Below are 20,340 nucleotides of genomic sequence, written 5' to 3'. Positions count from 1 at the left end.
GCCAGCCTGGCCAGGACCGGCCACGGTAGGCTCCGTAGGCATCCGTTGGGCGCGGAGCGCGCCTTTCGCCGCAAGTCCCGGGCGTCTCTGACACGCCCTGCCAGCAGCAGAGGGGGTCGTGCGTGCGTCCGATCCGACCCGGTGACCGTGGGCCGGCCGTGGCGGAGATCCGCAGGATCCTCACCGGCCTCGACCTGCTCCCCCCGTCCACCGACGCCGCGTTCGACCCGGCCACCGAACGTGCCGTGCGGGCCTTCCAGCAGTCCCGGGGGCTCAGCGTCGACGGGCGGGTCGGCGCGGAAACCTGGCGGGCACTGGACGCGGCACGCTGGCGGCTGGGCGCCCGCACCCTCTACCACGCGGTACCCGAGCCCCTATGCGGCGAGGACGTCCGGTCACTCCAGGAACGCCTGCTGGAGATGGGGTACGACGTGGGCCGCGCCGACGCCATCTACGGCGTCCGCACCTCCCGCGCGGTGGCACAGTTCCAGCGTGAGGTCGGGCTGAGATCGGACGGCGCATGCGGGCCGCACACCATGAGCGCACTGCGCCGGCTCGGGCGCAAGGTGGTCGGCGGCCGACCGCAGTGGCTGCGCGAGTCCGACGCGATCCGGCAGTCCGGACCTACCCTGGTCGGGCGGACGGTGGTGATCGACCCTGGCCACGGCGGCACCGACCCGGGCGTGGTGGTGTCGGACGGGCCGCTGCGCTGGACCGAGGCGGAGCTGGTGCACGACCTGGCCAGCCGGTTGGAGGGCCGGCTCGCCGCCGTGGGCGTACGGGTGCAGCTCACCCGCGGCCCGGCCCCCGGCAGGTGCCTGCCCGACACCGAACGGGCGCAGTTGGCCAACTCCCTCGGCGCGGACGTGTTCCTCTCGCTGCACACCGACGGGCACCCCAATCCCGAGGCGGAAGGGGTGGCCACCTACCACTACGGCACGAACAACGGCGTCACCTCCGCCACGGGTGAGCGGCTGGCCGGGCTCGTGCAGCGGGAGATCGTGGCGCGGACCGGACTGCGGGACTGCCGCACCCACGCCAAGGCATGGGATCTGCTCCGGCTGACGAGAATGCCGGCGGTCCGGGTCGAGGTCGGCTACCTCACCTCGCCACGGGACCGGGAACGACTGATCGAGCCGCGCTTCCGGGACCGGGTCGTGGAGGCGATCGTGGCGGCAGTGCAGCGGATGTTCTTCCCCGTCGAACGGGACGTGCCCACCGGCTCGATCGATGTCAGCGAGCTGCGCGCGGTGGTGGCCGCCGGCGCGGTGGTCGACTGACCACACGGCTCGCCGGGGTACCGCCCACTCGGTCGCGCCGCCGCCGTGCGCCCGGCTCAGCCGGCGGCGTGGGTGGCCGGGGCCGGCCGGACCGGACGGAGCAGCGTCTCGGGGCTCATCGAGCCGAGCAGCTTCTCCAGCGCGTACTCGACGTCCGACTTCCAGCTCAGCGCGGTCCGCAGCTCCAGGCGCAGCCGGGGGTAGCGGGGGTGCGGGCGGACCGTCTTGAAGCCCACCGACAGGAAGAAGTCGGCCGGAGCGACGCAGGCCCGGGTCGCCTCGCCCGCGTCGTCGCCGAACTTGGCGTCGCCGAACGCCTCGATCGCCTTGATGCCCCGTTTCGTCAGATCCCGGGCTACCCCCTGGACGAGCATCCGGCCCAGTCCGCCCCCCGCGAAGGCCGGCACCACGTTCGCCGTCATCAGCAGGGCCGCGTCGGCGGAGACCGGCGAGGTCGGGAAGGCCATCGAGCGGGGGACGTATGCGGGCGGGGCGTACATGACGAACCCGGCCGGCATGCCGTCGACGTACGCCAGTTTGCCGCAGGAACCCCACTCCAGCAGCGTCTGGGAGACCCAGGCCTCCTTCTCCAGCCCCGGATCGCCGGCGGCGCAGGCCCGGTCCGCGGAGACCGGATCCAGCTCCCAGTACACGCACTCCCGGCACGGGCGGGGCAGGTCTTCCAAGGTGTCCAGGGTCAGGCTGACCAGGCGTCGCGACATCGGTGGGCCCCCACAGTAGGCTCGGGGGTGGAACGGCGCGCCACGCAGCCGTCCTCCCCCCGACGAGCGATCGTACGCCGACCGCCGCCAGTACGGGAGGGGACGCGCGAATGCCCACCTGAGCCGGGTGTGACCGGTCCGGGATGTGGACGTACCCGAAATCACGGGTCCACGGGCAGCACAAGCGGACTAGGATCGAGCGACCGGCGTCCCGCGCCGTCACGGTGGCCGGCACTGCGGGGACCCAGCGGGCAGGAGCCCGACCGACACCCGATCGAGGTGATGTCATGACCGGCACGACGCTCGACGACTACACCGACCGTTACGCCCGGCGGGTCCGGGGAATGACCGCCTCGGAGATCCGGGCCCTCTTCGCGGTGGCCAGCCGGCCGGAGGTCGTCTCGCTGGCGGGCGGGGCTCCCTACATCGCCGCGCTGCCCCTTGACGCGGTCGGCGAGATGCTCGGCAAGCTGGGCTCCGAGCAGGGCGTCACCACCCTGCAGTACGGCATCGGCCAGGGCACCCTGGAGCTGCGGGAGCGGATCTGCGAGGTGATGGCCCTCTCCGGTATCGACGCGTCCTGCGGCGCTTCGCCGGAGGACGTGGTGGTGACCGTCGGCGGGCAGCAGGCGCTGGACCTGGTGGCCCGCCTGTTCCTGGACCCGGGGGACGTGGTGCTCGCCGAGGGCCCGACGTACGTGGGCGCACTCGGGGTGTTCCAGGCCGCCCAGGCCCAGGTCGTGCACGTGCCGATGGACGACGAGGGGCTGGTGCCGGAGGCGCTGGAGGTGGCGATCGCCGACCTGGCCCGCGCCGGCCGGCGGGTGAAGTTCCTCTACACCATCCCCACCTACCAGAACCCGACCGGCGTGACGCTGAGCGAGGAACGTCGCGAACGGGTGCTGGACATCTGCGAGCGGGCCGGGCTGCTGGTGGTGGAGGACGACCCGTACGGCCAACTCGGGTTCGAGGGGGAGGCCCCCGCGCCGCTGCGGGCCCGCCGCCGGGACGGGGTCTTCTACCTGAGCACCTTTTCCAAGACGTTCGCTCCCGGACTGCGGGTCGGCTGGATCCTCGCCCCGCACGCGGTCCGCGACAAACTGGTGATCGCCAGCGAGGCGCAGATCCTCTGTCCCAGCGGGTTCGCCCAGGCCGCCGTCGCTACGTACCTGTCGACCATGCCGTGGCGGGAGCAGCTGAAGGTCTACCGGGAGGTCTACCGGGAGCGGCGGGACGCCCTGCTCACCGCGCTGGAGGACCTGATGCCGGAGGGCACCACCTGGACGAATCCGGGTGGTGGCCTCTTCGTGTGGGCGACCCTGCCGGCCGAGCTCGACGCCAAGGCGATGATGCCGCGCGCGATCACCGCGCGGGTCGCCTACGTCCCGGGTACCGGCTTCTACGCCGACGGTTCCGGGACCGGCAACATCCGGCTGAACTTCTCTTTCCCGCCGCCGGAACGGATCCGGGAGGGCGTCCGCCGGCTGGCCGGGGTCATGGAGCAGGAGATCGCCATGCGTCGGGTCTTCGGGCCAGTCACCTCGGCCGGCAGGCGCCGGCAGGGTGGTGCGGACGTGCCCGGACCTGACTTGGCATGATTCGGGCATGGCTGACACCTCTGCCGTCCGATCCCCCATGACCGGCCCTGCCGCCAGCGGCGACCTGCACGTTCTCGTGCTCGCCGGCGGCCTCTCCTACGAGCGGGACGTCTCGCTGCGGTCCGGCCGCCGGGTGCTCGACGCGCTCCGCACGATCGGGGTCGAGGCGGAACTGCGGGACGCCGACGTGGCGCTGCTGCCCGCACTCGCCGCCGACCCGCCGGACGCCGTGGTGATCGCGTTGCACGGCGCAACCGGCGAGGACGGTTCCCTGCGTGGCGTGCTCGACCTGTGTGGCGTACCGTACGTCGGCTGTGACGCCCGGGCCTCCCGGCTCGCCTGGGACAAGCCGTCCGCCAAGGCGGTGTTGCGGGAGAACGGCATCCCGACCCCCGACTGGGTGGCCCTGCCGCACGACCGCTTCTCGGAACTGGGCGCGGTGGCGGTGCTGGACCGGATCGTGGACCGGTTGGGGCTGCCGCTGATGGTGAAGCCGGCCCAGGGCGGATCCGGCCTGGGCGCCGCGGTGGTCCGGGACGCCGCTGCCCTTCCGGCCGCGATGGTGGGTTGCTTCGCGTACGACTCGACGGCGCTGGTCGAACGGTACGTGTCCGGGATGGACGTGGCGGTCTCCGTGGTCGACCTGGGGAATGGGCCGCAGGCCCTTCCGCCGGTGGAGATCGTGCCCCGCAACGGTGTGTACGACTACGCGGCCCGCTACACCGCCGGCCGCACCACCTGGCACGCCCCCGCCAGGCTGGACGCCTCGGTCACCGGGAGGGTCACCGAGGTGGCTCTGGCCGCACACCGCGCACTGGGCCTACGGGACCTATCCCGGGTCGACCTGATCGTCGACGCCGACGGTCGACCACACGTGCTGGAGGTCAACGTCTCGCCCGGCATGACCGAGACGTCGCTGCTGCCGCTCGCCATCCAGGCGGCTGGGCTGGACTTCGGGAAGGTGCTCGGCTCGTTGGTCGGTCGGGCCGCCGCCCGGCGGTCCTGACCGTCGCGCCAAGCGACGTGTGGTGACCGGTGGTCGTCAGTCGGCGGCGGATCGCCAATTGCCGCTGTCGCCGCCCGGACCGGTGTCGGCGCTTCTTGCCGACGGCCGGCCAGGGACGCCATCCTGCCCGTCCGCGGGAGTCGGTTCGTCCACCGTCGGAGTGACACCGGCTGGGTCGGGTTCGTCGGCAGGCTCAACCTTTTCGGCGTCGTAGCCGTCGGTGTTCCCGTCCACCGCAACGGGCGTCTCTTCCTCAGACTCGATCACCGACACGGTCCCCTCGACGTCGGGCTCCACCCCGTCGGCCGACTCGGCGAGGCGGGAGGGGGCCTGCCACTGGATGCGCGGCGGCTCGGCCAGTGGACGTCCACCGAACTCGGCGAGCCAGGCGGCCACCATGGCCAGGTTCTCCCGCCACTGAGACTCGGAGATCGGCGGCAGGATCGAGTCCCACAGGGAGAGGAACGTGCCGCGCAGCTGGAGTCGCCCGTACGGGCGGGCCAGGAACCACATGTGCAGGTGCGCCGAACCGTCCCCCCACCGGTTGACGTGTACGCGGGCGACACCGTCCAGTGACCGGATGGCGCGTTCCAGGCGTACGGTCATCACCCCCAGCTCGGCAGCGAGCAGGTTGGGCAGATCGCCGAGGTCGAGGTGGGAGCGGGACTCCAGGATCAGCACCATCGGCAGGCCGGTGGGGCGGTCCATGGCACGGACCCGCCACCGCTCACCAACCCAGATGTAGGCATCGTCGGGGGCGTTGCAGGCGGTGCATTCCCGAAGTCCCTCACCCTTGCGGGGCGGTTCGACCGACACCGGGTCGTCGAGTTGCTTGACGCGGAGGTCGCCTTCGAAGGGGAACGACGGCCACTGGGTGAAGTCCGGAAGCGCGGGAGGGGTGTCGTGCACGACGCTGACCCTAGCCGAGTCCGCGATCCCTGTCCCTCCCCGAACGGCATCGACCGCCGGGTTCCTCCACCCGCGTGCTGTACGCCATCGCCGGCCCCTGGAGAGGAGTTGTCCACAGGCTGATGAGAACACCAGCACACCCCGTCATCCACAGGTCAGGGCACTGTCGGACAGCGTGTTTCACGTGAAACGAGGCCGGCCTGTGGAAAACCGCTGTGGATAACCTTGGGCTCATCCACAAGATGGAACAGCGAAGGAAGGCTCCTGTCTTTCAACGATCGAAGCGATCGAACGGCTGTTGATCGCTCCTCGATTTCCGGCAGTCGCCGCGCGGCCAGCCAGTGCGGGAAAGCCCGGTTCAGCCGACTGTCACCGGAGTCCCAGGTAACCGCTCCCTACCGCCGTCAGCCCGTCCGGCCGGCGAGCGTCGAGCAGTGCGGAGAGCGGCAGGGGCCGGTTTCACGTGAAACGATGCGGCGGCCAGCGACACTTTGCGGTGCGGCGTTTCACGTGGAACGGATCACCATGTCCGGTGGCGCCAGCCGAGACAACCCTCGTTCCAGGGCGACGCGGCGGGCAGGGCTGGTACCGAGGTCCGTCACGGGAGCGACAACGACGGTCGGCAGGGCCTACGCTGGCCGCGATGAGTGACCCCTTCGTCCTCCAGTCGGGTGCCGGCTCGCGTTGGGTGCTGCACCCGCCGGAGGACCCCTACGGCGACGGATACGTTCTCGCCCTGCCCACCGAGTTGCACGGCGGCGGCATGACGGCGGCGGCGGTGGTCGAGCTCGACGGAATCTTCGTCAACCCGCAGACAACCAGGCTGTCCGAGTTCTTCGGCACGCTGGCCTCCGGCTGGCGGGGCTGGGACGGCGTGCGGTACTGGACCTCCGCTCGGGGACAGCTCACCCTCGAAGCGGCGCACGACGGAATCGGGCGCGTCTCACTCGGAGTCACCCTACGAGCAGCGGACATCGCGCCGGCGTTCGCGCCCTGGTCCGCCACTCTGCTGTTCGGAATCGAGGCGAGCAGGGAGCTGAGGCGGCTCGCCCTGCGGCTGTCGGAGTTCCTCGAAGCCGCGCCGTGACCAGCGACGGTCGGCATGGGGCGGCCAACCTCCTGTGCCGGCACCGACGCCCGGCCACCGGGACGTCCTCGCGTGACACCACCGTTGGGCATCGCCCTGTGCTGGTGAGCAATGTTCCCTAGCCCTCATCACGGAGGCGGGGAGCGGCACCGGACGCTCCGACGGGCTGTCGGCGTCTCCGTCGGGCATGAAACCGGCCGTGTCCTCCCAGTGGGAGGACACGGCCGGACGAGCTGTTACCTGACAGGGTCAGTCCTCTTCGGGTTCCGCTTCCTGGCCCACACCGATGATGCCGACGATCCGCTCCAGGTCGTCGACGGTGGCGAACTCGATGGTGATCTTCCCCTTGCTCCGGCCGATGTCCACCTTCACCCGGGTGTCGAAACGGTCGGAGAGACGGTCGGCCAGGTCGGTGAGTGCGGGAGCAACGGGCTTGGGCCGTCTCTTCGCCGCCGGGGCCTTGGCGGTCCCTTCGGCGAGCGCGACCGCCACTATCTCCTCGGTCGCGCGTACGGAGAGCCCTTCGGCGACGATACGAAGGGCGAGCTGTTCCTGCGCCTCCGGCTCGTCGAGGCTCAGCAGGGCCCGAGCATGGCCGGCGGAGAGCACGCCGGCGGCGACCCTCCGCTGCACCTGGGGCGGGAGGTTCAGCAGACGGATGGTGTTCGAGATCTGTGGCCGACTCCGGCCGATCCGCCGGGCCAACTCCTCGTGGGTGGCACCGAACTCGTCGAGCAGCTGCTGATACGCGGCCGCCTCCTCCAGCGGGTTGAGGTTGGCCCGGTGGATGTTCTCCAGGAGCGCGTCCCGGAGCATCGCGTCGTCCTTGGTGTCGCGGACGATCGCCGGGATGTTCTCCCGGCCCACCGCCTGGGCTGCGCGCCACCGGCGCTCGCCCATGACGAGTTCGTACTTGTCGCCGTCGAGGGCTCGGACGACGATCGGCTGAAGGAAACCGACCTCCAGGATCGAGGTCTTCAGCTCCTCCAGGGCCTCCTCGTCGAAGACCTGCCGTGGCTGCTTCGGGTTGGGCACGATCGCGTCGACCGGAATCTCGGCGAAGCGGGCACCCGGCACCGGGCTCAGCTCCGGCTCGAGCTGGACAGCCGGGACGGGCACCGGGATGGAGGGCGTCGCTGCGGGTGCCTCCGAACCGGGAACGATCGGTTCCGGCTCGGGCATCGTGGCGACCGCACCGGGCGCGTCCGGTGCCGGCCCGGTCGGGATCAGCGCCCCGAGTCCTCGACCCAGACCGCCACGGGGTCGGTTCTTCATGCGACGCCTCCCAGCGACTTGTCCCCACTACGCATTCCGGCTCACCGGTTCCTTGACGCCGCGCTCGGCGATCTCCTGGGCGGCCTCGAAGTAGCTCGTGGCTCCCCGCGAACCCGGATCGTAGGTCATCACCGACTGGCCATAGCTGGGTGCCTCGGAAACGCGGACGTTGCGCGGGATGACCGCCTGGAGCACCTTGTCGCCGAAGTGGTTCCGGACGTCCTGCTCCACGGCGTCGGCCAGCCGCGTACGGCGGTCGTACATGGTGAGCAGGATCGTGGAGACCTCCAGCTTGGGGTTCAGGTGCTGGCGGACCAGGTTGATGTTGTTGATGAGCTGGTTCAGCCCTTCCAGGGCGTAGTACTCGCACTGGATGGGGATCAACACCTCCTGCGCCGCCACCAGGGCGTTGACCGTGAGCAGGCCGAGCGAGGGCGGGCAGTCGATGAAGACGTAGTCGAAGTGCCCCGGGTAGGCGGCGATGGCCCGAGCCAACCGGGACTCCCGGGCAACGACCGAGACCAGCTCGATCTCGGCGCCCGCGAGGTCGATGGTGGCCGGCACGCAGTAGAGGTTGGGGATGCCCTCCACCTCCTGGGCGACCTCCTCCAGCGGCACACTGTTGATGAGGCAGTCGTAGACGTCCGGCACGCCCGTGTGGTGGGGCACGTTCAGTCCGGTCGACGCGTTGCCCTGTGGGTCGAGGTCGACCACCAGGACCCGGTTGCCGTGCAGGGCCAGAGCCACCGCCAGGTTGACCGTGGTCGTGGTCTTCCCCACGCCACCCTTCTGGTTCGCGACGCACATCACCCGCGTCCGCTCGGGACGAGGCATGGTCACCTCGCCACTCGGATTAAGGATCTGCACGGCGCGCATCGCCTCCATAGCCAACGGTGGGTCATCCTCTTCGCGCGTCGGGGTTTCACGTGAAACGTACGCGGCAGCGGTAACGGCGTCGGCGACGGCCCCGGTGGGCGGGCCTGACGTGTCGACGGCGACGTGCATCTGCTCCGGCACGACATCTGGATGCGGCTGCTGCGGTACGGGCGGCGGCACGTTCCCGCCGATCGGGGACTCGAGGCGGGCGGGCAGGCCGGCGTTGCGGCGCACGGGAGCGACCCGCCCGGTCGCGGCGTTCGCGGGGCGGCCGGCACCATCCGTGGTGGACGGCGGCGGCAGGTACGACTCGGGCGAGGGTCGCGCCGCCCCGACCGCAGGCAGGGCAGTGCCGGCCACCACATCCCGGTCCGGCGGACGGACAAGGTCGGGCTGGCCGTCGGTGGTCCAGCCCGACTGCTCGGTTTCACGTGAAACAGGGTCCACACGGGGAACAGAGCCCTCGGGGCGGTTCACCCGTGGATCGTCGTACCTGCCGTCGTCATGCACCTGTCATCCCTGCCCGCTCCGGATGGTCGGTCCGCACCCCGTCTACTGGCCGCACGCGCGCTCGCACCGCGGAGCGTACGGCCCGGCGGGAGCGGTCGGGATTCGGTGCGCCCGGCGCCCGCCCGCTCCACCCTATCGACGCGCGGCCAGCCTACGGGGGACGGGCGCGGCGGGTCCATCTCCGTTCTCCGGATGGCTCCATACCGCCACGTCGGAACGGGCAGCGGTTCCGCCTCTCCGTACGGTCAGCCGGGAGCTCACCGTACGGCCGGGGGCCCGACTCAGGTCGGGCAACCGGCGCTGCCACCCGATGCGGTACAGCAGGGACGTCCGCCCGGTCCGCGTCGGTTCGGCAAGCCGGCGCGAACCAGATGGCCTCAGCCGGACCGCTTACGGCCGCCCCGTGACCGCTTGGGGGTCTTCTTCGCTGCCGGGGGACGCACGACCCGCTCGCGGACGATCTCCACGACGGTGGTCGGCGAATCGATCACCCCGACCCCGCACAGGTGCACCTCGGGCTCACCGCCGCCCAGCCGGGCGACCGTGGCCGCGTGCTCGGCGATCTCGTCGGCGGCGGACGACCCCTTCAGCGCGAGCAGCCGCCCACCCGGCACCGTCAGCGGCAGGCACCAGTCAGCGAGCCGGTCGAGCGGGGCGACCGCTCGGGCCGTGACGATGTCGGCGCTCAGCGGACCGAGTCCGGTGGCGCCCGAGGCCGCCTCGTCGGCCCGTCCGCGGAACACCCGCACCATCTTGGCCAGGCCCAGCTGCTGGACCGCCTCGACAAGGAAGGACGTCCGCCGGGCGAGTGGTTCGACCAGGGTCACCCGCAGGTCGGGACGAGCGATGGCCAACACCACACCGGGCAGCCCGGCTCCCGAACCGACGTCGACGACGGTGGCACCCTCGGGGATGCGTTCGGCCACCGCCGCGCAGTTGAGCAGGTGCCGGTCCCAGATCCGGGGCGCCTCGCGGGGCCCGATCAGGCCACGGATCACCCCGTCGGTGGCGAGCAGCTCGGCGTACGCGGCGGCCAGATCGAGGCGGTCGCGGAAGAGCGTCCCTGCGGCGGGGGCCAGGTGCGCCGGGAGGACGGCGTCGGCCGGCGAGGGCAGGGGCCGGGCGGCCGGCGGCCCGGGCGTACCACCCGGGCCGGACACGGCACCCGGCGTGGTGTCGTCGTGGGTCACCCCGGTCAGTCCGCCGGCCGGACGACAATGCGCCGGTTGGGCTCGACGCCCTCGGACTCGCTCTCCACACCGCTGATGGCGTTCACCACGTCGTGCACGCACTTGCGCTCGAACGCGGACATCGGCTCCAAGCGGACCGGCTCGCCGTGCTCCTTGACCTTCTCGACCGCGTTGCGGGCGACCGCGGCGAGTTCCTTGCGCCGGGTGGCGCGGTAACCGCCGACGTCGAGCAGCAGCCGGCTGGGAGTGCCGGTCTGCCGGAACACCGCGAGCCGGGCCAGTTCCTGAAGGGCCTCCAGGGTGGCACCACGCTGGCCGACCAGGTTCTGCAGCCGGCCACCGACCACCTCGACAACGGGACGGCCACCGGAGACCAACTCGTCGATGTCGCCGTCGTAGTCGAGGATGTCGAGCAGGCCCTCGATGTAGTCGGCGGCGATCTCGCTCTGCGCGAACAGCTCGCTCTCGCTGGCGGCCTTCTTCGGGGTGCTCGCCTCGGCCTCGGTGGGCTCGTCGTCGCCGGGGGCGGTGGTCGGCACGGTCTCCTCGTCCACGGACTGTTCCGCGCTGGGGATGCTGGTGTCGGTCACGGTCTCATCTCCGTACTCGCTCGGCCGGACCGTCGGGTCCGCTGGTTTCCGGTGGACGCCCGGCGGGAGACTCCGGTGTCCACGGGCACGTCTGTACGGGCAGTTTCGCCCGTGACCGCGCGGCGCGCGGCGGTTCCGGCCACGGCGCCCGCCGTTCGGCGGCTGCCCGGTTGCCGGAGGGCCGCCGTACGGGTGTCCCGACGGCGGCCCGGTGGGTCAGCCCTGCCGCTTGGCCGGCCGGCCGCCCTTCTTGGGGTTGGTCGGCTTGGCACCCGGCTTCGGCCCGGCGATCTTCGGCGTGGTCGGGGCGGCGGGGGCCTGGGCGGCCGGCTTGTTCCGACTGAGGAAGCCACCGGTCTTGGCCGGCTGCACCGGGTTGCGGGGGGTGGTGGCGCCTGGCTTGGTGTTGGTGACCAGGGGCGGGAACTTCCGCAGCACCCACTGCTGCTGGCCGAGGGTGAAGAGGTTGTTGGTGACCCAGTAGATGATCACACCGATCGGGAAGATCGCGCCGGAGACCAGCAGCGACAGGGGGATGCCGTAGAGCATCAGTCGCTGGATCATCCGCTGCTGCGGGTCCTCCGCCCAACCGGTCTTGAGAATCATCTGCCGGCTGGTCAGATAGGTGGTGCCCATCATGACCAGGACCAGGATGCCAGCAATGATCTTGACAGTGGTGCCGTTGGCGCCGAGACGGGCCAGCTCCTCCGCGGTGGAACCGAACTTGCCGGCGATCGGGGCGGTGAAGAGCTTGGCGGTCGCCGCGCTGTCGAACTGGTCGACCGTCCAGCCGTAGAGGGTCTTGTTCGACTTGGCCGGGTCGAGCCGGCGCAGCACGTGGAAGAGACCGAGGAAGACCGGGATCTGGAGGAACATCGGAAGGCAGCCCATCAACGGGTTGGCCTTTTCCTTCCGGTAGAGCTCCATCATCTCCTTCTGGAGCGTCTCCCGGTCACCCTTGTGCTTCTCCTGCAGCTCCTTGACCTTGGGCTGCAGCGCCTGCATGGCCCGCTGCGACTTGATCTGCTTGACGAAGACCGGGAACAGGATCACCCGGACGGTGACCACCAGGAAGACGATGGCCAGGATCCACGCCCAGTTCGTGCCGATCACCGCACCGATCGGCACCCCGATGGCATCCCAGGCCGAATGCCAGGTCAGCAGGATCCACGAGATCGCGTAGTAGATCCAGTCGAGACTAAACACTCAGGCTCCAGTCACATCGGCACGGCGGCGGCCGCCCGGCTCCGGCACCGGGTCATGTCCACCTGGGTGAAAGGGGTGGCAGCGCAACAACCGCCGGACCGTGAGGCCGGCTCCCCGGAGCCCACCGTGCCGGGCCACCGCCTCGAGGGCGTACGCACTGCACGACGGGTAGAACCGACAGCGGGCCGGCAGTGCCGGGCTTATCCAACGACGGTACGCGACGATGGGGCCGCTCAGCACCCGGGCACCCAGGCTGGTCGGCCGCGGTGGGGCGGTTCCGTTGCTCATCGCGTCCGCCGCTCCCGGGGCGCCCGCGCGGCGGCGATCGCCGCGTCCAGGTCGGCTCCCAGCCCCGAGTACGACGCCTCGGCCGCGGCGGGCAGCGCGCGTACCACCAGGGTGCCGCCCGGGGGCAGGGCGGCCAGTCGTTCGCGGACCAGGTGCCGCAGCCGGCGGCGGACCCTGTTCCGGACCACGGCCGGGCCCACCGCCTTGGACACGACGAAGCCGGCGCGGGTCGGCGCGGAGGGCGGCTCCGCGCCGGCGTCCCGCGCCGGCTTCGGCGAGGTCGTCGCGGCAGGTTCGGGGGTCGGCAGAGTCAGGTGCACGACGACGGCGCCACGGCCGGCGCGTCGACCACCCCGGACCGCTGCGGCGAAGTCGGTGCTACGCCGCAGTCGCTGTGCGACCGCCAGCACGACTGCCCACGTCCCCGGAACGGGCCCGGTCGGCTCAGGCCGACAGGCGGGCGCGGCCCTTGGCGCGACGGGTCGAGATGATGGCGCGGCCGGCACGGGTGCGCATGCGCAGCCGGAAGCCGTGGGTCTTCGCGCGCCGGCGGTTGTTCGGCTGGTAGGTGCGCTTGCTCACGTCAGGCTCTCCGTTTTCGTACGTCCACGGCGCGGGATCGCCGGGGTCGTGTGGTGGTCCAGGCCACCTCGGCGGGTGGCCTCCGATCGGTGCTGCCCGGCGGCGCGGGACCTCGACGGTGCGGGGATCCGACCGCGGGCAGCAAGCACCCATCACCCTAGCAGAGGGCGACAGAGCAGCCGCTCCAGCCTACGCAGGGGAGCAATGACCGTCAAAACCTCTGCACCGGGGCACGAGCAGGGCGGGGAGGCGACCGAACCGGCGTTTTTCACTGATGCCGACAACCGGCGTACGACAACGGCGGTTGATGGCGGCCCTTCGTCGCTGTTACCGTGCGCGATTGCGGTCAGCGTCGGGACCCGGGTTGTCGCTGACGGGCAAGACCGGACGGGGCAGTCAATCGTTCGGCACGGTGAACCCGCTTCAACGCCCCTCGGCACAAGGGGGGCACGGTCCGACCCGCGTCCGGCGGGCGGCACAATCATCGGTACACACAGGCTGTGGATAACTTGTGGATGCCGGTCGGTGAGCCGCCCGGTGGGGTGAGGAACCACCCGCTCGAACGCGGTGGCGGGCCCGGAACGGCCGACTGGACCACAGCGGCGGCCGGGAGCAGAGGCGAGGGGGTGGCACGACGGTGGCCGGTACGACCGACCTTGCCGCGGTGTGGACCGCGGCGACGGACGAACTCGCCGACGAGATCATCTCCGCCCAGCAGCGCGCGTACCTGCGGCTGACCCGGCTGCGAGCGATCGTCGAGGACACCGCTCTGCTCTCCGTCCCGGACGCCTTCACCCGGGACGTCATCGAGTCCCGGCTCCGGCCGGCGATCACCGAGGCGCTGACCCGCCGGCTCGGCCGCCCCATCCAGGTCGCGGTCACCGTCCGGGTCGCCGAGGACGTCTCCGGCCGCCCCGCCGGCACCGTGTACCGCAGCGTCCCGGAGGCCCAGCCGGAGGCACCCGGGGACGACTTCGCCGCCGGGTCCGCGCCCTTTCCCGACCCGGCGGTCGGTTTCCCGGAGGCGCCCCAGGCCGGGCCGGGCTATCCGGACACGTACGGCGAGGGGTCGAGGCCGCCGGAGCAGCCGGCCGACCAGGACGGGCACCGCCCGCACCGAATCCCGGCGAGCCGGGACGGCGGTCAGGACACCCTGTTCGGCGCGGGCTTCGCCGAGTCGATGCGAGTGAACCACCCCGCAGCGGAACGGCGGGGCTTCGACGAGCGCCCCGCGCCGAACCCGCCGGGGGCCGACGGGCGAGGGTTCGAGCCGGCGTACCGGGGCGACGCCCGGTCGTCGCGCGACCCGCACGGTCCGCGCGACGGGGGTACCGACAGCGGCCCGGGCCGGTCGGCGGTGGACCGGCGTCCCGGCGGCACGGCCGACCGACGCCCGGGCGGCGCGGAGGGCGGCGGCAACCGGCTCAACCCGAAGTACATGTTCGAGACGTTCGTCATCGGCTCGTCCAACCGGTTCGCCCACGCGGCGAGCGTCGCGGTGGCCGAGTCGCCGGCGAAGGCGTACAACCCGTTGTTCATCTACGGCAGTTCCGGGCTGGGCAAGACCCACCTGTTGCACGCCATCGGGCACTACGCCACCACGCTGGGCAACGCCCGCTCGGTCCGGTACGTCTCGACCGAGGAGTTCACCAACGACTTCATCAACTCGCTGCGCGACGACAAGACCAGCGCGTTCCAGCGCCGCTACCGCGACGTCGACATCCTGCTGATCGACGACATCCAGTTCCTGGAGAACCGTGAGCGGACGCAGGAGGAGTTCTTCCACACCTTCAACACCCTGCACAACGCCAACAAACAGATCGTGATCACCTCCGACCGGTCGCCGAAGCAGCTGGCGACGCTGGAGGACCGGCTGCGGACCCGGTTCGAGTGGGGCCTGCTCGCCGACATCCAGCCACCGGACCTGGAGACCCGGATCGCCATCCTGCAGAAGAAGGCCGCCCAGGAGCGGCTGTACGCCCCGCCGGACGTGCTGGAGTTCATCGCCTCCCGGGTGTCGAACTCGATCCGGGAACTGGAGGGGGCGCTGATCCGGGTCACCGCCTTCGCCAGCCTCACCCGGTCGAACGTCGAGCTGTCGCTGGCCGAGGAGGTGCTGCGCGACTTCATCCCGGACGGCGCCGGTCCGGAGATCACCGCAGACCAGATCATGGTTTCCACCGCCGACTACTTCGGGGTGAGCCTGGAGGATCTGCGCGGCCACTCCCGCTCCCGGGTGCTGGTCAACGCCCGCCAGGTCGCCATGTACCTGTGCCGGGAGCTGACCGACCTGTCGCTGCCCCGCATCGGGCAGGCGTTCGGCGGCCGGGACCACACCACGGTCATGCACGCCGACCGCAAGATCCGCCAGCAGATGGCCGAGCGCCGCTCGCTCTACAACCAGATCGCCGAGCTGACCAACCGGATCAAGCAGAACACCTGAGGCGTACGCCACGTCGCCAGCACCCGCGACGCCCGGCCGGGACCGTCGGCCGGGCGTCTTCGTGTCGGTGGACAGGTGCGGGTTGACCCTCGACCGGCTGGAGGGCCCAGGATCCGGGGTCGTGTTCGTCCACAGGACCGTCCGGTTGTCCACATCCCCTGTTCCACAGGCGGTGGATAACCACGCTGGGTCCGGAGCCGGTTACCCACAGACTGTGGACAAACCCTGGGGACAGTGCTGTGGACGCCTGGGGACGACCGTGGAGTTGTCCACCGTCGACGGTCGACCTGTGGGGGACCTGTGGAAGGTTCTGGGGACGACGTCCGGAACCCTTGTCGTCGCTGTCCACAGCACTGGGGAGAAACCCGGTGGATTACCGGTGGACAACCGGTGGACAACGGTGGACAAGTCTGGGGACAACTCGGGCTGTGGACCGCCAGGGAGGTTTACCCCCCGGTTCTCCACAGCCAACCCACCGGTGGATAACCTGTTTGAGCTGGGCAGACGCCGGTTCTCCACAGTTTGCACAGGTGCGATGAAGACGATGAGGTTTTTCTTCTGAACAACAAAAACCAATCATCACCGTTGGACTTCCTGTGGATCGGGCCGGAACGCTGCCGTCGGCGGTCGCCCCGGCACCTGGATTCCCGGGGTCGGGCGCACAGCCGATGCCCACGCGCCCTAAGGTGCGATGGGTACCCGCACGGTCGGGCGGGACGGTGGGCAGCGGTCGGCATGAGAGAGTTGTCGCTGACGTCGACGCGGAGGCATTGATGAAGTTCCGAGTGGAGCGCGACGCGCTCGCCGAAGCGGTGGCGTGGACCGCGAAGAGCCTGCCCAACCGGCCGTCCGTACCGGTGCTCGCCGGGGTGATGCTGCGCGTCACCGACGGCAACCTCCAGGTCTCCGGCTTCGACTACGAGGTCTCCAGCCAGGTGACCGTCGAGGTGCAGGGAGACGCCGACGGCGCCGCCCTGGTCTCCGGCCGGCTGCTCGCCGAGATCACCAAGGCGCTGCCGGCCAAACCGGTGGACATCGCCGCCGTCGGGGCTCACCTGGAGTTGGTCTGCGGCAGCGCGCGGTTCACCCTGCCCACCATGCCGGTGGAGGACTACCCCACCCTGCCGGAGATGCCGGAGAGCACCGGCACCGTCGACGCGGCCGCCTTCGCCGCCGCGGTCGCCCAGGTCGCCGTCGCCGCCGGCCGGGACGAGACGCTGCCGATGATGACCGGCGTCCGCCTCGAGCTCACCGGTGGCACGCTCGCCATGCTCGCCACCGACCGCTACCGCCTCGCCCTGCGCGAGATGGACTGGCACCCGGACGATCCCGACGTCAGCCTCAACGCCCTGGTCCCGGCGCGCACCCTGCACGACACCGCCAAGGCGCTCGGTCCGCTCGGCGGGCAGGTCACCCTGGCACTCTCCCAGGGCTCCGCCGGCGAGGGCATGATCGGTTTCGCCGGCGGCACCCGGCGTACCACCAGCCGACTGCTCGACGGGGCCAACTACCCGCCGGTGCGCTCGCTCTTCCCGGCCACCCACAACGCCGAGTCGCGGGTGCCGGTCAGCACGCTGATCGAGGTAGTCAAGCGCGTCGCGCTGGTCGCCGAGCGGACCACACCGGTGCTGTTGAGTTTCAGCTCCGACGGGCTCGTGGTCGAGGCCGGCGGCACCGAGGAGGCGCGGGCCAGCGAGGCGATGGAGGCCACCTTCACCGGCGACCCGCTGACCATCGGCTTCAACCCGCAGTACCTGATCGACGGTCTGGCCAACCTGGGCGCCCAGTACGCACTGCTGAGGTTCGTCGACGCCTTCAAGCCCGCGGTGATTTCTCCCGCCGGCGAGGATGGCGAGGTCATCCCGGGGTACCGGTACCTCATCATGCCGATCCGCGTGTCGCGCTGACCGGCAGCCCCAGCAGACCAGACGCACGGAGGTAGGAGCAGATGCAGCTCGGCCTGGTAGGACTCGGCCGGATGGGCGGCAACATGCGCGAGCGGTTGCGCGCCGCCGGGCACGAGGTGGTCGGCTACGACCGCAACCCGGAGCTGAGCGACGCCGCCAGCCTGGCCGACCTCGCCGGGAAGCTGGAGTCCCCCCGCGCGGTCTGGGTGATGGTGCCCGCGGCCGTCACCGACGCCACCATCGACGAGTTGGCCGGCGCGCTGGGCGAGGGCGACATCGTGATCGACGGCGGCAACTCGCGGTTCAGCGACGACGCCCCCCGTGCCGAGCGCCTCGCCGAGCACGGCATCGGCTACCTCGACGTCGGTGTCTCCGGCGGCGTGTGGGGCCGGCAGAACGGCTACGGCCTGATGGTCGGCGGCGCCCAGGAGCACGTCGAGCGGCTGATGCCGGTCTTCGAGGCGCTCAAGCCGGCTGGCGAGTACGGCTTCGTGCACGCCGGCCCGGTCGGCGCCGGCCACTACGCCAAGATGGTGCACAACGGCATTGAGTACGGCCTCATGCACGCCTACGCGGAGGGCTACGAACTGCTCTCCGCCGCCGAGATGGTGACGAACGTACCCGGGGTGATCAAGTCCTGGCGTGACGGCACCGTCGTCCAGTCCTGGCTGCTCGACCTGCTGGACCGGGCCCTCGACGAGGACCCGGAGCTGGCCGAGCTGAGCGGCTACACCGAGGACACGGGCGAGGGCCGCTGGACGGTCGACGAGGCGGTCCGGCTCGCCGTGCCGTTGAACGTCATCAGCGCCGCGCTGTTCGCCCGGTTCGCCTCCCGGCAGGACGACTCGCCCGCGATGAAGGCCGTCTCCGCGCTGCGCCAGCAGTTCGGCGGGCACGCCGTCCACAAGCGCTGACCGGTATCCACCGCCTGTGTACGTCCGCCGGCTCGAACTGGTCGACTTCCGTTCGTACGAGCGGGTCGGCGTCGATCTGGAGCCGGGGCCGAACGTCCTGATCGGCGCCAACGGCGTCGGCAAGACCAACCTGGTCGAGGCGTTGGGCTACGTGGCGACCCTGGACTCGCACCGGGTCGCCACCGACGCCCCGTTGGTCCGGATGGGCGCCTCGTCGGCGGTGATCCGCTGCGCGGTGGTGCACGAGGGCCGGGAACTCCTGGTCGAGCTGGAGATCGTTCCCGGCCGGGCAAACCGGGCCCGGATCGGGCGGTCACCGGCCCGCCGGGCCAGGGACGTGGTCGGCGCGTTGCGGCTGGTGCTCTTCGCCCCCGAAGACCTGGAACTCGTCCGGGGCGATCCCGCGGAACGCCGCCGCTACCTGGACGACCTGCTCGTGCTCCGGCAGCCCCGGTACGCCGGGGTGCGCGCCGACTACGAGCGGGTGGTCAAGCAGCGCAACGCCCTGCTGCGGACGGCGTACCTGGCCCGCAAGACGGGCGGCGCGCGGGGCGGGGACCTGTCCACCCTCGCGGTCTGGGACACCCACCTCGCGCGCCACGGCGCCGAGTTGCTGGCCGGCCGGCTGGAGTTGGTCTCGGCGCTGGCGCCGCACGTGACGAAGGCGTACGACGCGGTGGCGGCCGGCCGGGGCGCGGCCGGTATCGCGTACCGGCCGTCGGTGGAGTTGGCGGAGCCGACCACCGAGCGTGCCGCGCTGGCCGAGGCGTTGACCGCCGCGCTGGCCGAGTCCCGGTCGGCCGAGATCGAACGTGGCACCACCCTGGTCGGCCCGCATCGTGACGAGTTGACGCTCACTCTCGGTCCGCTACCCGCCCGTGGGTACGCCAGCCACGGCGAGTCCTGGTCGTTCGCACTGGCGCTGCGGCTGGCCGGGTACGACCTGCTGCGCGCCGACGGCATCGAGCCGGTGCTGGTTCTGGACGACGTCTTCGCCGAACTGGACGCCGGCCGGCGGCAACGGCTGGCGGAGTTGGTCGGCGGCGCCGGTCAGCTCCTGGTCACCTGCGCGGTGGACGACGACGTGCCGGCGGCACTGCGGGGCATCCGGTACACGGTGGGCGAGGGGACGGTACGACGTGTCGACTGAACCGGGACGCGAGGGCGAAGGCGAGACACCCACCCGGCGGGCCGGCGCCGCCCCGGCGGCGGGTGGCAGCGCCCGCCGGACCACTCCGCCGAATCCAGCCGAGGCCGCCAAGCCGGGGTCGGGCGGGCCGGGTTCGGCCGGGGCCGGCGGCGCAGGTTCGGCGACCCCGGCCGGGAGCGCGTCCGGGCCGCAGCTCGCCCGGGCGGTGTTGGACGCGGCCCGGGCCCGCCGGGAGGGGGCGGCGAAGGCCCGCCGACGGAGCGTGGGATCCGGGGACGGCGGGGAGCGGCGGCTGCGCGGCTACTCCGGCCCGGGGCCGGACCCGCGCGATCCGCAGCCGCTCGGGGTGGTGCTGGAACGGTTGATGAAGGCGCGCGGCTGGCAGCAGCCGGCCGCCGAGGCGACGGTCTTCGGCGCCTGGGAGAAGGTCGTCGGTTCGGAGATCGCCCAGCACAGCCGGCCGGTGAAGCTGGAGGACGGCGAGCTGACCGTGGAGGCGCGCTCGACCGCCTGGGCCACCCAGCTGCGCCTGCTCGCCGGGTCCCTGCTCAAGCGAATCGCCGGCGAGGTGGGCCACAACGTGGTCCGCAAGCTGCACATCCACGGCCCGGCCGCGCCGTCCTGGTCACGCGGCCCGCGCCGGGTCCGGGGCCGAGGCCCCCGCGACACCTACGGCTGACCCCGCCTCCGTCCGCAGCCGCTCGGGGTGGTGCTGGAACGGTTGATGAAGGCGCGCGGCTGGCAGCAGCCGGCCGCCGAGGCGACGGTCTTCGGCGCCTGGGAGAAGGTCGTCGGTTCGGAGATCGC

At 71.6% G+C, this 20,340-nt stretch carries 20 protein-coding genes; 10 read left to right on the top strand and 10 right to left on the bottom strand.

The annotated features are described in order from the left end of the window. Positions 1 to 122: 122 nt before the first annotated feature. Positions 123 to 1,280: an N-acetylmuramoyl-L-alanine amidase gene (locus E1165_RS08850; RefSeq protein WP_132389567.1), complete on the top strand. Its 1,158-nt coding sequence runs from the start codon at positions 123 to 125 to the stop codon at positions 1,278 to 1,280. 56 nt (positions 1,281 to 1,336) lie between these two features. On the opposite strand, the gene E1165_RS08845 is transcribed toward E1165_RS08850, so the two are convergent. Then, positions 1,337 to 2,002, bottom strand: a complete 666-nt coding sequence (locus E1165_RS08845) for a GNAT family N-acetyltransferase (RefSeq protein WP_132389565.1) — start codon at positions 2,000 to 2,002, stop codon at positions 1,337 to 1,339. A 287-nt stretch (positions 2,003 to 2,289) separates the two neighbouring features. Between E1165_RS08845 and E1165_RS08840 the strand changes: the two genes are divergently transcribed. Together E1165_RS08840 and E1165_RS08835 are read left to right on the top strand one after the other, a co-directional pair. Further along, on the top strand, positions 2,290 to 3,600 hold the full coding sequence (locus E1165_RS08840) for a PLP-dependent aminotransferase family protein (protein WP_132389563.1): 1,311 nt from the start codon (positions 2,290 to 2,292) through the stop codon (positions 3,598 to 3,600). A 7-nt stretch (positions 3,601 to 3,607) separates the two neighbouring features. Then, on the top strand, positions 3,608 to 4,606 hold the full coding sequence (locus E1165_RS08835) for a D-alanine--D-alanine ligase (protein WP_132389561.1): 999 nt from the start codon (positions 3,608 to 3,610) through the stop codon (positions 4,604 to 4,606). A gap of 36 nt (positions 4,607 to 4,642) precedes the next feature. On the opposite strand, the gene E1165_RS08830 is transcribed toward E1165_RS08835, so the two are convergent. Further along, the gene (locus E1165_RS08830; protein WP_243704667.1) at positions 4,643 to 5,515 is read right to left on the bottom strand and encodes a hypothetical protein; all 873 of its coding nucleotides are present in this window, start codon (positions 5,513 to 5,515) and stop codon (positions 4,643 to 4,645) included. A 643-nt stretch (positions 5,516 to 6,158) separates the two neighbouring features. Between E1165_RS08830 and E1165_RS08825 the strand changes: the two genes are divergently transcribed. Beyond that, positions 6,159 to 6,602, top strand: a complete 444-nt coding sequence (locus E1165_RS08825; protein ID WP_132389559.1) for a DUF6228 family protein — start codon at positions 6,159 to 6,161, stop codon at positions 6,600 to 6,602. 249 nt (positions 6,603 to 6,851) lie between these two features. Here the strand turns inward: E1165_RS08825 and E1165_RS08820 are convergent, their stop codons facing one another. The 8 genes from E1165_RS08820 to rpmH all read right to left on the bottom strand — a co-directional run bounded on the left by E1165_RS08820 (position 6,852) and on the right by rpmH (position 13,119). Next, positions 6,852 to 7,877, bottom strand: coding sequence for a ParB/RepB/Spo0J family partition protein (locus tag E1165_RS08820; protein ID WP_132389557.1), 1,026 nt, complete (start codon positions 7,875 to 7,877; stop codon positions 6,852 to 6,854). A gap of 27 nt (positions 7,878 to 7,904) precedes the next feature. Next, positions 7,905 to 8,969, bottom strand: a complete 1,065-nt coding sequence (locus E1165_RS08815) for a ParA family protein (RefSeq protein WP_371687316.1) — start codon at positions 8,967 to 8,969, stop codon at positions 7,905 to 7,907. A 671-nt stretch (positions 8,970 to 9,640) separates the two neighbouring features. Continuing rightward, positions 9,641 to 10,378, bottom strand: coding sequence for a 16S rRNA (guanine(527)-N(7))-methyltransferase RsmG (gene rsmG / locus E1165_RS08810; RefSeq protein ID WP_132389613.1), 738 nt, complete (start codon positions 10,376 to 10,378; stop codon positions 9,641 to 9,643). Positions 10,379 to 10,458: 80 nt separating this feature from the next. Then, on the bottom strand, positions 10,459 to 11,043 hold the full coding sequence (locus E1165_RS08805) for a R3H domain-containing nucleic acid-binding protein (protein ID WP_132389555.1): 585 nt from the start codon (positions 11,041 to 11,043) through the stop codon (positions 10,459 to 10,461). A gap of 216 nt (positions 11,044 to 11,259) precedes the next feature. Continuing rightward, positions 11,260 to 12,249, bottom strand: a complete 990-nt coding sequence (gene yidC / locus E1165_RS08800) for a membrane protein insertase YidC (RefSeq protein ID WP_132389553.1) — start codon at positions 12,247 to 12,249, stop codon at positions 11,260 to 11,262. Next, positions 12,250 to 12,537 (bottom strand): membrane protein insertion efficiency factor YidD, encoded by a 288-nt coding sequence (gene yidD, locus E1165_RS08795; RefSeq protein ID WP_132389551.1) that lies wholly within the window; start codon positions 12,535 to 12,537, stop codon positions 12,250 to 12,252. Next, complete coding sequence (gene rnpA / locus E1165_RS08790; protein ID WP_132389549.1) at positions 12,534 to 12,947, bottom strand: ribonuclease P protein component; 414 nt, start codon at positions 12,945 to 12,947, stop codon at positions 12,534 to 12,536. The genes yidD and rnpA overlap by 4 nt, the downstream gene beginning before the upstream one ends. Before the next feature lie 34 nt (positions 12,948 to 12,981). After that, positions 12,982 to 13,119: a 50S ribosomal protein L34 gene (rpmH, locus tag E1165_RS08785; protein ID WP_013736606.1), complete on the bottom strand. Its 138-nt coding sequence runs from the start codon at positions 13,117 to 13,119 to the stop codon at positions 12,982 to 12,984. A gap of 637 nt (positions 13,120 to 13,756) precedes the next feature. Here rpmH and dnaA point away from each other — a divergent pair. From dnaA to E1165_RS30680, 6 genes are all read left to right on the top strand, one after another. Continuing rightward, positions 13,757 to 15,562 carry a chromosomal replication initiator protein DnaA gene (dnaA, locus tag E1165_RS08780; RefSeq protein ID WP_132389547.1) on the top strand — a complete coding sequence of 602 codons (1,806 nt, stop codon included), beginning with the start codon at positions 13,757 to 13,759 and terminating at the stop codon, positions 15,560 to 15,562. Between the two features lie 773 nt (positions 15,563 to 16,335). Continuing rightward, on the top strand, positions 16,336 to 17,469 hold the full coding sequence (gene dnaN, locus E1165_RS08775) for a DNA polymerase III subunit beta (protein WP_132389545.1): 1,134 nt from the start codon (positions 16,336 to 16,338) through the stop codon (positions 17,467 to 17,469). A 41-nt stretch (positions 17,470 to 17,510) separates the two neighbouring features. Next, positions 17,511 to 18,383, top strand: coding sequence for a phosphogluconate dehydrogenase (NAD(+)-dependent, decarboxylating) (gene gnd, locus E1165_RS08770; RefSeq protein ID WP_132389543.1), 873 nt, complete (start codon positions 17,511 to 17,513; stop codon positions 18,381 to 18,383). A 16-nt stretch (positions 18,384 to 18,399) separates the two neighbouring features. Beyond that, a complete protein-coding gene (gene recF / locus E1165_RS08765; RefSeq protein WP_132389541.1) occupies positions 18,400 to 19,533 on the top strand; it encodes a DNA replication/repair protein RecF in 1,134 nt (377 codons plus the stop codon). Continuing rightward, entirely contained in the window at positions 19,523 to 20,212 is a 690-nt protein-coding gene (locus tag E1165_RS08760; protein ID WP_243704666.1) for a DUF721 domain-containing protein, read from the top strand. The genes recF and E1165_RS08760 overlap by 11 nt, the downstream gene beginning before the upstream one ends. A gap of 27 nt (positions 20,213 to 20,239) precedes the next feature. Further along, positions 20,240 to 20,340: DciA family protein (locus E1165_RS30680; RefSeq protein WP_371687315.1), on the top strand; the 101-nt coding region annotated here is incomplete at its 3' end.

It is taken from the genome of Micromonospora sp. KC723, assembly GCF_004348595.1.
Taxonomy (GTDB): domain Bacteria; phylum Actinomycetota; class Actinomycetes; order Mycobacteriales; family Micromonosporaceae; genus Micromonospora.
This window is presented reverse-complemented; position numbering and strand designations above follow the sequence as displayed.